At 52.6% G+C, this 11919-nt stretch carries 7 protein-coding genes; 1 reads left to right on the top strand and 6 read right to left on the bottom strand.

All coding sequences use genetic code 11. The features are described 5' to 3' along the window. Positions 1-206: 206 nt before the first annotated feature. The 4 genes from AC2215_RS04760 to AC2215_RS04745 form a co-directional block, all read right to left on the bottom strand. Complete coding sequence (locus tag AC2215_RS04760; protein ID WP_486808813.1) at positions 207-2906, bottom strand: filamentous hemagglutinin N-terminal domain-containing protein; 2700 nt, start codon at positions 2904-2906, stop codon at positions 207-209. 207 nt (positions 2907-3113) lie between these two features. After that, positions 3114-5654 carry a CHASE2 domain-containing protein gene (locus AC2215_RS04755; RefSeq protein ID WP_486808812.1) on the bottom strand — a complete coding sequence of 847 codons (2541 nt, stop codon included), beginning with the start codon at positions 5652-5654 and terminating at the stop codon, positions 3114-3116. A 179-nt stretch (positions 5655-5833) separates the two neighbouring features. Beyond that, positions 5834-6508 carry a DUF928 domain-containing protein gene (locus AC2215_RS04750; protein ID WP_486808811.1) on the bottom strand — a complete coding sequence of 225 codons (675 nt, stop codon included), beginning with the start codon at positions 6506-6508 and terminating at the stop codon, positions 5834-5836. A gap of 367 nt (positions 6509-6875) precedes the next feature. Beyond that, complete coding sequence (locus tag AC2215_RS04745; protein WP_486808810.1) at positions 6876-7022, bottom strand: hypothetical protein; 147 nt, start codon at positions 7020-7022, stop codon at positions 6876-6878. Between the two features lie 172 nt (positions 7023-7194). On the opposite strand from AC2215_RS04745, the gene AC2215_RS04740 reads away from it, so the two are divergent. Beyond that, positions 7195-7335, top strand: a complete 141-nt coding sequence (locus AC2215_RS04740) for a DUF4278 domain-containing protein (RefSeq protein WP_486808809.1) — start codon at positions 7195-7197, stop codon at positions 7333-7335. Between the two features lie 413 nt (positions 7336-7748). On the opposite strand, the gene AC2215_RS04735 is transcribed toward AC2215_RS04740, so the two are convergent. After that, positions 7749-8531, bottom strand: coding sequence for a hypothetical protein (locus AC2215_RS04735; RefSeq protein ID WP_486808814.1), 783 nt, complete (start codon positions 8529-8531; stop codon positions 7749-7751). Between the two features lie 81 nt (positions 8532-8612). Next, on the bottom strand, positions 8613-11048 hold the full coding sequence (locus AC2215_RS04730; protein WP_486808808.1) for a CHAT domain-containing protein: 2436 nt from the start codon (positions 11046-11048) through the stop codon (positions 8613-8615). Between the last annotated feature and the right edge of the window lie 871 nt (positions 11049-11919).

The raw sequence follows: 11919 nt of genomic DNA, 5'->3' as shown, positions 1-11919 counted from the left end.
TCGGGCGGTTGGCAAGCCTCTTGATGAGCGAAGCGATCGCACTGGCTACATCTGGTTGCTGGGGAGCAAAGTACTTCATCCCTATTCCCCATTCCCCATTCCCCGCCCTCACCGGAAACAGTCTTATCCAAAACTGACGTTAAAAAACCTATACCTGTCAGGTTTCCGAGGTCCCACACCCCACACCTCACATCCCGCGCCTGACGTTATCGCCCTTCAACGTCTTCGCAAGCCGGCTGTCGATGCCAATGTCCCCCCGGAATCCGGACAATCAGTTCCACCTGTCCTTGGCGATTGACGATCCAATCCGTTGCTTCCACCAACGTCTCGGTGGTCTTGAAGACCGGCACGGGTTCGATGCTTTCTCGATTATCCTGAGTTTCCACCGATCGCCAATCCGACCACACCGGACGACTGCGCAGCGGCTGCATCGGATCTTGGGGTAAACCCCCCCGTCCGGTGATAATAAATTGACTGCCTCGATAATCCTCGCAACCCCGAGCCAGCAACCTCGTGGCATCGAGTAACTCGACCGGTAGTGCCACCAAGTCCGCACCGGGTTCGATTTCGGGGGTTTGAATCTCAACGATGCCATTAAACTGGGGACCGAGTTCGGAGGTGGCAGTAATATCGCTTTCAGGGGTGGGCTGTTGTCGAAATTCCGTTCCGAAAAGCCCGAGCGTGGCAATACTCACCTGCCCGCCTTGGTTATCGATCGCATTGGCACTGATATCGCTATTTTCCAGGGCGACGAGGGTTTGAGTCTCGATCGTGATATTGCCTCCGGGTGCGTTGCCCGTGGAATTGGTGGCAATTTGACTTTGGCGGCGTAACTGTAACCCTTCACCGGTGAGGTTAATATTTCCCAATCCTTCTTGAGAGTCGGCGCGCAGCCCACCATTGCGATCGAGCAGAGTCTCCCGTGCGGCGATCGTCAACTCGCCGGCCCCTCCCGTACTCCGACTTTCCACTGTGGCCCGCGCCCCATCTCGAATCACCAGTTCGTCAGTAGAGATCGATAAATCTCCTGCTTGTCCGGAACCTTCGGAAACGGCAAATAAACCGCTGGGAATGCGCGTTCTCGATTCATCGCTAAAGAAGTCCCGTTCGGAAAACTCCCGCGCGGCGATCGAACCTGATAATTCAACGCTCTCGGAGGCACGGATATTGAGATTTCCCCCCCGTCCCCCCCCAAAGGTTCCGGAGCTAATTTGACCGCCATCGCGCACCACCAGTCGTCCCGTCTCGATCTCGAGTATTCCCCCCATCGCATCGAACTCCGCACCGGGATCCCCCGTAAACAGGCTGGTAAAAATATTCGATGGCAAGCCGCTGGGACTGTTCCCCACCACTTGAACTGACTCGGAGGCGCGAACGATCAGGTTGCCAGCATCTCCCATCCCGTCTGTTCCCGAGCCGATCCCCCCCCCGTTGGCAACTCGCAACCGGGCGGTTTCCACGAACAAATTTCCCCCACGTCCCGTCGATCCCTGTTCTGCCGTTGCCGCCAAGGCACTGGCGAAGACTCGATCGCCGATGGTTCGAGTGCCAGTCACCTCCACAGATTCAGTAGCTCGAATCGTCAGGTCTCCTGCATTTCCCGATCCCTCGGTGAAGGTTAAAATTTGCGCGCCGTCGGCAACGATGAGGCGATCGAGATCCAGCAGTAACGCTCCCCCATTTCCCGTCGCCTCAGCATGGGCGATCGTCGCCAAGCAACTGCGACTCATTTCAAAAGACCCAGCTTGCAGGGTTAAAAACCCCGCATCTCCCGCACCGAAGGTATCGGAGGCAATAAGACCTTCATCGGTGAGGTACAGGCGATCGGTCGTCACGTTCAAATTTCCCCCCGCACCGCTTGCGCCGGGTGCAACGGCAGCAAAAATGCTACTGACGAAGGAACCATCTTCAGAAAAACCCGTCACCGCTACCGAGTCTGTGGTTTTGACGCGCACGCCGCCACCGGGTCGATTTCCCAAGGTATCGGCGAGAATTGACGAGCCTTGAGTTACCGACAAGTTGCGAGCGCGCACCTCGATCGAACCCCCGCCATCCCCACTCGCATCCACTGATGCGGCTTCGGATAGGTGAATGTCGCCGAAGGTTTCCGTTCCCTCGTAATCGAACGTCCACCCCTGGCGAGTCGAGGCGATCGCAACGGTTCCCTCTTCAACACTACCGAGTTCGATCTGTCCCCCGGCTGCGGTGAGATTGCCTCCCGAGAGGGCGATGTTTCCTCCCACTAGTGCGATGGTCTGTCCGTCGGGAACTTGTAAACCCACCGGTCGATTGTCGCGAATGGTTGCCAGGTTATCTGCAAAACTGAGGTTGTTGCCGGGTCCGGTTACAAGAATGGGAGCGGTGGGAGAATTGAGCTGTAAGCCCACCGGAACGCTCACGGTGAGGAGGGGATCGGATGTGGGGTTCGTGGCGCTGAAGGTGGCATCATCGGCAAATAGAATTCGATCGGCTGTGCTGGCAAAGAAAGAACCACCAATTTCGAGGCGAGCATTGGGTCCAAAAATCAGACCGTTGGGGTTAATCAGAAACAGATTAGCCGTGCCGTTGGCACCAATTAAGCCGTCAATTTGGGAGCGGTTGCTGCCCGTAACGCGAGTCAGAATATTTTCGATGGCTGGAGCGTTATCGAACAGGGCTTCCCAGCCGGTGGGTAGGGAAAATTCTTCAAAACTATGGAAGAGGTTCGTTCCTGCTACCGTCCCGCCTTCAAGGATGATGCGATTCCCATCGGCATTCACGATCGAAGGATTTGGCAACGTTGCATCGGGTACGATTTGAGCGATCGCCCCAGAAGCGTTTCCCAGCACTAAAATTCCGATCGAAAGCCCACGATCGAACCAAGAGCTGTGGCTTTTTCGGCGGCTGTTCTGGTGCAAAATACCCATCGTCGAGCGCAGAGTTTTTCCGAATTTAATTTTTGAGTATTTTATAGCAGTTTTTTCAATTGTAGTCTTAGGAATGGGGAATCGGGAATGGGGAGTCGGGAATCGGAAACAAAATTTGGGTTTACCTCATCAGACTTAGGATTTCTATCTAAGGAGTCTATTAATTATTAAAAATATTATTGAATGACTCGATTTCTCAATCTGTTTTTAAAACTTTCGATTGTGTAAAACACCCGCACATCGAGCTAGGTAAATTTGCACGATCGGGTCGTTTGGAATTTTATCTAAACAAGTTTGAAAGATTTGTCGAGCTTCTTTCATTCGTCCTAAATGATAGAGTGAAATACCTTGCTCGAATTTTGTTTTCAGTTCTTGCTTGCGGTCTCTTAGATCCGGCGGATCGGCATCAAATACTTCAAAACAAGAAACTTTATCGAGTTTTCCTTTCACTTTGACGCGCTCGATGAGTCGAATGTAATAGCGATCGACATCTTCCAAATTAAAAAAAGTATTGCTGGAAATTAACAGCGGTGTTCGATAAATTTTGGTTAATCCTTCGATACGGGCAGCCAGATTTACGGTATCGCTAATCACCGTACTATCAATGCGGTTTAAACCACCGACGGTTCCTAACATCATCGAACCGGTATTAATGCCAATGCCAATTTTAAGTGGGGGACGATCGGGACGCTGGCGGGTTTTATTGTACTCGGTGAGGCGCTGCAACATGGAAATACCAGCCCGAACAGCACGATCGGCATCCATCTCTCCCCCGAAGAGCGCCATAATTCCATCCCCGATATACTTATCGATAAAGCCATTATTTTCAACAATAGCTGGCTCCATACGCGATAAATACGCATTAATAAATTTAAAGTTATCTTCGGGTGTCATTTGCTCCGATAGGGTCGTAAAATTGCGAATATCGGCAAACAAAATTGACATTTCTTGTTCGACGGCATGACCGATTTTGACATCGACAATACTGTCGTATCCCAACAAATTCAAAAATTGATGGGGTACGAAACGACCGGCAGCATCAGCGAGTTGAAGTTCCGCCTTTAAGGCTTCGTCAAGTTCTAGATTTAATTGAGAGAGTTCTCGTAAAAACTGTTTGTGTTCGGCTTGAGCGTTTTGGCGTTCGGTGATATCGCGAAATGCAGCGATCGCGTAATCGACATTGCCCTCGTCATCGAAAATCGGCGTTCCCCAAGATTCCAGAGGTACCGTGCGATCGCCCACGCGCAAATCGATATCATCCACCGACGAGGTTTCCCCATGTAAGGCTCGCACGATCGGTTGTTGTTGGGGCGGGTAATATCGATCGGTTCCCGCGAGATAAAGGTTGTAAACCGGGGATATATCCTCGGGAGAAAGATTGGCAAGCGCCCCTTTTCCGAGTAACTGTTCGATGCGTTGATTGACATAACAGGGTTGACCCCGTGCGTCCAGAACGGCTACCCCAACAGGCATCGCTTCGAGAAATTGGTTCAATCGTCGCTGACTTTCAGCGCGAGTTTTGTGGCTGTCGTAGCGTACGATGGCGATCGCTGCACTCACCGCCGCTACCGCCGGGGACACGACCGGTATCCACCATCCCTGTAAAAATGCCCCATACCCGATCGCCATCGGACTCGCAGCTACCAGAGGCAATCCCACCATTAATGGCAGCCACGATCCCCGAGCAGCTTTGGGGGTTCGGAAATGGGGTTTTTTCAAGACGAAGAGTGCAACCGTAGCCCCCAATCCCGACCACAGGAACACCCACAACCATTCCATCGGTTCCGATCGCACGCGAATCGAAGCACGTCCGTCAAGAGCCGCACTGATGATATGGCTGGCTAAATTCGCGTGAATAATCACCCCCGGCATCCGTTCCGGGCTGCGAATGAGATTGCTGCTGTAGGGCGTAGGGTATCGATCGTTGAGACTTTGGGCCGTCGAACCGATGAAAACCAGGCGATCGCGCATCAGTTCCGGCGACACCTCACCCCTGAGAACCTCCCGCACCGAAACCCGCCGGAAGCGATCGATTTTTCCTCGGTAGTTCAACAAAATCTGATACCCCCCCACGTTCGCGCGCGCGTAGCCACCATCGTTGGACTCCAGCGGTCGAAACTCGGCACGACCCAACTTCAGGTGCTGTTTCGCAGCATCGATGGCTTCGAGGCGAATCCCTTCCGCTTCGAGGTACATCAAGCTCAACCGCACCCCCAACCCCAATTTGAGTCGATCGTGACGGTCGTAGTGAGAGAGCAATCCCCGGCGAATTTTGCCATCGGCATCGAGAATCAAATCCGCTAACCCCACCCGATCTGCTCGAGCTAACGTTGGGGGAGGCGCAACCGGTTCTCCGAGGGCTTTCTCCACACCAATCAGATTCTCGGTGGAAGCCATCACCTCCACCCAAGCCTCGTGACCCGGTTCTTCGGGTAAATCTCGATAGATGTCTAACCCAATCGCGCGGGGTTGGTAGCGATCGATGGCTTCAATTAACTCGGCCATTACCCCATCTGGAAGGGGCCATTCACCGATTTCGGCCAGATCTTCTTCTTCTATGGCGACGATCGTGATGCGTTCGTCAATGGGTTCGGGGGGACGCCACAGGAAGAATCGATCGAACGTCGCCCACTCCAAAAGCTGGAAGATTCCGGTATAACCCAGAAGGACGATCGCGCCAGCCACACTGGGAACTGTGACGAGAATCCCTCGCCAATGCCAAATTCGAGAGATCGACTTGGACGACATTCGTTTTCTCCACCTGGATTCGGAAAGGGTTTTCCGGCTTGAGCTTTGGGGTTGGGAAACTCAGCAACCAGCCAATCGGTCGCATCCATCGAAGACTTTCGCCCCTCGACTCCAATCGAGAGAGGCTCGATGCCCATTACGTTATCGCTGTTGGAGTCGCGGACGCAACTTCCTTTACATTACTCCAAATTCAACGGAGGTTTACTCGAAATTTCCTCGAGACCGACAGAATCGAGAAAATCCATCCACACCATTTCGATGGCTTCATTTTCCGGTTGCGATCGCCGCATTCGATCGAGAATGGCTACGGTATCGTACCACAGCCCGGATTGACCGTAGAGCGCCGCTCGTTCCAAGGGAGTCATGCGATCTCCCAATTCCACAGTTTGAGGAATGCGGCGGATTTTTCCCGTGGCGATGGGGAAATCCGTTTGTACCGGTTCGCATAAGAGACCCAGCGACCATTCATAAGTTTGCTCTAGTTCCAGTGGCGGTGCATCGGCAGGCAGGGCGATGCTGACTACACCATCGGATTGCGTCAGCGTCAGGGTTTGCTGATAGACGGTTTCCCCTGTTTTATCTTTCAAGCTAAAGAAAGCGTTCCTGGCTGAGGTGGGCGGTACGTAAGCCAAGACCGTCGGATGAGAGGCCAGGGTCAGTCCCGTTCTCCTATCTTCGGGCATCAGGGCTTTCATCGAGATGGGAGTGGATTCATCGGCGTGACACTGACGATCTGCCGGACGGGACGCACCTCCGGCGGAATCATCCAGGCGCTCGTCCGTGGGTGGCTCGAAGGTGACTCGAAACATGGGTTCGACCTGTCCGAGAACCGCTGGGGTCAGCCCTGAGAGCATCCCTCCTACAGATGCAGACAGAACCAGTATGGAAAAGGTTTTTGAGAAAAATCGAGGGTGGGCAATCACGACAAACAGCCTCCAATATTAGTCTTGAAGCGAATACAAAGCCTTGAGAGCTTAAATTGAGTTCTGAATCGTGGGAGTCCGAAATTACCTCAACTTTACAGTCATTCACTCGTACGATCCGGAACATCGATCGAGGCGAGAGAGAGATTTGGATAGCTGCGTATTCTGGTAGCGAGGGAGATGGTTGCAGCTTTCACGAATGCTTTCTTAGGTTTTACATTTTTTGTACGATAAGTTGACATAGCTTCGCCCTATAGCTTAAATCTACCACGACTTGAAACCCCTGTAAACTCGTTCGTTAATTGCCCGATTTTCCCCAAGTTTCGGTGGAGATTTTGGCTTCGCGACACAATTTTGGCAGGGCGCTCGCACAGGAGGAAATTCGAGGGGAATTTTCGAAATGGCAGTTGTAGTTATCGCTGTCGCGGCGGTTGGTTCGGGCCATGACCCGATGTCCTAACGATAGTGGCGAGTTAGTACCACAAAAACCAACATCTGACTGCGATCGAGATCGATGTTGTATCAAATCTTTATCACCTTCAATACCAACTTCGATCGCACCACCCGCTGATGAAAATCCCAAAGATAGAAGAGTACGCCTTGCCAACGCAACAACAATGAAGTCATCCTACCGTCGTGCATCCTACGAATCTAGCCCTCACAAAATCGATACATTAGACTTTAAAACGATCGCTACGTATCGAGGCGCAAACTACGTCGTTCGCCGTCCGATCGCCCAGGCTGTATCGAAGAAGTAAAAGTGACACGATCGAAAAATTATAATTTTTCAAAGATCGATTCTGCTTTCTCTCAAAGATAACATCACCACATCTCTTGACTTGCCAACTTTGCGATATGTATATCTTTGCGGTTCGTTGAAATCGAACTTCTGTTAAAAACTGCGATAAATTCTCCTGACAGCTTTTTTTGAGCTGTCATTTTTTTTACGTCAGTTTTGGAGAAGACTGTTTCAGGTGAGGGCGGGGAATGGGGAATAGGGAATGGGGAATAGGGAATGGGGAATAGGTGTGATATCAAGTTCGGATAATTCGTTACAATTAGGGGCAATTGCTAAACTTTGGCTCTAACTCTCTCCCAAAGCCCCCAAAGCCCCCGAAGCCCCCGAAGCTCACCTTCACGAGTGTCCTAATTGCAAGGCGCGACAGCTATATTACGCTGTTTTAAAAAAGCGAATAATCTCCCGAACGTTGTCGAGAAACTGACTGTCGGCAGTGAGTTGGGCGATCGCATTTTGGGCATCTCGCGCCAGACGATCGTGCTCGGCTTGGTTGGTAGCGCGCAGGTCTTCGTGAGCCGTTGCTAATCGGGATAAATCGTTACGCAGAGCATCAAGCGATCGCATTTGAGAGTTAGCAAAAGACCCATCTTCTTCGGGATCGAGTTGCGATTCGAGACCCTTGCAAACCTCTTCCAAACGAGTCAAACGATGGCGCACTTCGACGATATCTTCGCGGGGATAGCGCAACTGTTGACCGATATCGCTCAAGCGCTTCGTCAAATATTGATAGAATGCGATCGCCGGACGCAACGCCGTAAACAGCAGCGTCGCCCCAGAGCTAATGTAACCGATCTGGCTAATCCCCGTTGCGGCTAAAGCATACAATCCCATTGCAGATAAGACGTGCAAGGCAATCGCCGCCCAAAACGCCCGCCGCGATACTAAACTCGCGTATTCCACTTGGCGATCGTCTACATCAATCCCCTTGTCCCCAGACTCCACCGCACTCACCAGCACCGCTTTCGCCTCAAAATGAATATTCCAGGGAACGGTGACGATAATCATCAACCACCAAAAACTCGCCGCACCGATAATCCAATCGAGAAAACTGCCCGTGGGAATCTGCAACCAGTGCAGAATGCCAAAGGAGAGCAAAACGAGGATAACCAATCCAACCGTAAAACTGACAAAATTACCAATGTCTCGGGAGTTCATCATCACCACCTGCGAGAGAGTTTCTGTTTCGATGGTGACCGAACTCCGCTAAATTGAGAGGACATAGGGGACAGTTCACCATTAGGGCTGCAATTGCAACAGCGCTTGCCAATCTTGCAGCGCCCCCTGCGTCCACAGCCAATTTTGAGCCAGGGCATCGGGTGTAAACTTATCCGGTGCGGTTGTCAGGACTTTTTGGCGCAGTTCGATGGCTTTGGCGAGTTGTTGTTTTTGGTTACCGCCGGCATTACCCCCAGCGCGGGCAGATTTCATCAGCGCCAGCGCTAACCCCGCCTCCACTTGCAACGCCATCTCCGAATTGGGGGCAAAGGCAACGGGTTGTCCGGTTCGTTCGTCAACGGAGACCCCCCGTTCGATCGTTTCTCGCGCCAACATCCAACTGCCATAAGCGCGATCGAACTTATTTTGTCCGTAGTACGCCCATCCCAACGCCTGCCGGTAGCGGACGGAATTGGGTCGATCTTTGAGGCTGCTTTCCCAATACCGGCTGACATCATCCTGGGCAAAGAACGGATCGCCGGTTTGAATGAACTGCCACGCCATGCGTCCTTGGAGGAAGAGAATTCGACTTTCGTTAAGGGATTGGGTGGGTACAGTTTCGAGGGCAGCTTTAGCTTGGGGGAGGGCATTGCGATCGAGCAGTGCTTCCACCGCCAGCGCTCCATTATTGAGATTTCCTGCGGTAAATTGTTCGATCGCCGTTGCGGTGACGACACCGGTTTCCGCGCTGGCTAACCCATCGGCATTGAAGGGTTCGGGATCTCGATCGGGGTTGGGTGTTACTTCTGGCTGCGGCGAAACCCTCGTCTCTGGTGGTGGAATTTGTCGGTAAACGACCGTTCCCACCCCCAAAACCGCCAGGGCGATCGCTCCAGCAATCGGCAGCCACCCAATTTTCGATCGCGATCTTGGCGTTTTCGGAGTGGGGTCTACCGGTACTTTGGCAATTTCCGAAGGGGTTTGGGACGCTTCACGGGTGGAAACCACAGCCGAATCGAGACTGGGGGCAGACAAGGGAGGTGGGGGAGGAATGTTTGTCAATTCCCCATCGGGTTCGGGGGTTTCTTCGGTCTCTACGTCTTCCGCTTCTGGGGGTGGGGTGGGAGATTTGGGGGGTGCTAATTCTCCGAGTAACTCGGCAACGATGGCTTTAGCATCGTCCTCTTCATTACCGGCGATCGCATCATCGACCATCACGTCGGGATATTCGAGTTCTTGGAGTGCCCCTTCAAGATCGAGATCGTTCATCGAGTTTCCCAAATCCAGGGTAGGGACGACGGGATTGGGGGGAGTATAATTTTCAGGTTCCGTCAGTTCTCTGGTGCCGGACTGGCGAATTAAGTAGCCATCGAATGCCGGGTGCATGTATAGAACCGGCAGCGCCCAATACAGCTGATGGGAACCGTAGGAAGAAATCAGTCCCTGCCGGGCGCGACTCAAACTCAAATCCACGGGATGCCCCTGGTTGAGATTGCGATAAAAGAGTCGCGTCAGGTGAAGTGCTACCTCGTCGGGAATTGATTCAGCCATGGCTAATACGGCGGGAATCCCCCGCTTCACCAGGGCTTGTGAGAGGTTTCCTTCCCCGCTGGGTAGGGCTTCTCCCGTCCGCAGATAGGCGCCGCGACAGGAGTTGAACACGGCCATCTGAATGCCGTTATTTACCAGCAACCCCGCCAAATCGTCGCCGCTGAGGGGTTCGGCGCGCCCGGTTTTGCTATTAACCAGATACACCGCACCCCCCGAGTTGCCGAGATTGCTGTGACCGGCGTAGTGTAAGACTTGATATTGTCCCTGTTCGAGGGCGTGAGTGAGAGTTGCGCGATCGGGCTGTTCGAGAATCGTCAGGTCGATATCGGCGATACTGCCAGTATCCGATCGACCGTGGAGTTCTCGTTGCAGTTCCGTGGCTTCTTGCCGCAGTTCGAGACTTTCGCGATCGGTCGGTGCGGCCACCACCATCAAAATCCGCAGAGTGCGAGTCGCCAAGGTTGGGGAGTCCGGAAGCGGGGGAGACGGCAAACCGTTGGTATTCGGCCAGTAGCGGGAGAAGAGAACCTCAGTTCCCGTGGCGAGGGTGCGATAGCCATCGTGGAGAACTTCCCACGGCAGGCGCGGCAAGCGATTGCCTTTGAGTCCCAACCGCAATCGTAACTTCTGTCGTTGGTTTTGGGCGATCGCCTGGGCCATCATCCAGCTATCGCGCAAACTGTCTTGAAAGAGAGCATCGTGCAGTTCTTGACCCAACGTGACGAGGTTGAGAGTGGGTGGGGCTGGGTTTTCGGCGGATTCTCCGAGATATTGGCGCGACGGGTTGCCCTGCAGCAGTTGCGACAGGGGATCGTTCATCAGTTGACGGGCGATCTCCAACCATTCATCCAGCGGCCAGCTAATTTGCTCCTCTGCAACGGGAACGCCGGGCAGTGGATGCTCGGTGCGGACTAAATATTCATCCACCCCAACGGGGGTGACGGAGATATGGAATTCCTGAGTCACAACCCTCTTTGCACTCCTGCTGGTTCTGGCTCCCAACGGCTTCAATGGCGATCGGGTAAAATTGGGCATACTTCTCTAGCGTAATCTAGAGTATCGGGCTTCGGATACTTTGGCGAGATCGAGCGGAACGAACGAAGCGGGAGATCGTTGCGAACGACTACGATCGTCTTATGGCAAACGTGGTAACAGAAGCTAGATTGACGACCTCAGTATTGCTGACTCTGTAAAGGTTTTGATTGTGCCAATTTTCGGCTCGGGGTTGGAATCGATCGAGGGTGACCACCGAGCAGCATGAGGACGAATTACGTATTATTGTAGCCACATTTTTGAGTTTGTCTTGTGTGGCGTTTTCTTCGATCGGGACGGGTTGCAACACTCTGTGGGAGTCTAACGAAAGTCTTCTTTGAGGGGAAAGCCAAAATGTCCGGATGGGGATTGGGGGCATCGGGAGAGAGTAATGGTAGATGCACCCTGATTCTTACTTTTCCAGCTCATACGGGCTGGATTTTTTTTGTCCAAAAATAGAAAACGTTCCGGATGGGGATTGAATGCTCGCGGAAGCAGTAATAGGTAGATGCACCCTGATTCAATACTTTCCCAGCTCTTTCGGGCTGGATTTTTTTTGTCCAAAAATAGAAAACGTTCCGGATAGGGATTGAATGCTCGCGGAAGCAGTAATAGGTAGATGCACCCTGATTCAATACTTTCCCAGCTCATCAGAGCTGGATTTTTTTTGCCTGAAAATCGGGAAATGTTCCGGATGGGGGTTCGATGGTATCGGAAATCGTAATGGTAGATGCACCCTGATTCTTACTTTCCCAGCTCATCAGAGCTGGATTTTTTTTGCCTGAAAAAGGGAAACGTTCCGGAT

This window comes from Zarconia sp., assembly GCF_057467645.1.
This window is presented reverse-complemented; position numbering and strand designations above follow the sequence as displayed.

Excerpts from the sequence above, each read along its gene's own strand:
- AC2215_RS04755 (WP_486808812.1), bottom strand. The coding sequence starts at position 5,654 with ATGTCGTCCAAGTCGATCTCTCGAATTTGGCATTGGCGAGGGATTCTC.
- AC2215_RS04735 (WP_486808814.1), bottom strand. The coding sequence starts at position 8,531 with ATGAACTCCCGAGACATTGGTAATTTTGTCAGTTTTACGGTTGGATTG.
- AC2215_RS04760 (WP_486808813.1), bottom strand. The coding sequence starts at position 2,906 with ATGGGTATTTTGCACCAGAACAGCCGCCGAAAAAGCCACAGCTCTTGG.
- AC2215_RS04750 (WP_486808811.1), bottom strand. The coding sequence starts at position 6,508 with ATGCTCTCAGGGCTGACCCCAGCGGTTCTCGGACAGGTCGAACCCATG.
- AC2215_RS04745 (WP_486808810.1), bottom strand. The coding sequence starts at position 7,022 with ATGGCCCGAACCAACCGCCGCGACAGCGATAACTACAACTGCCATTTC.
- AC2215_RS04740 (WP_486808809.1), top strand. The coding sequence starts at position 7,195 with ATGAAGTCATCCTACCGTCGTGCATCCTACGAATCTAGCCCTCACAAA.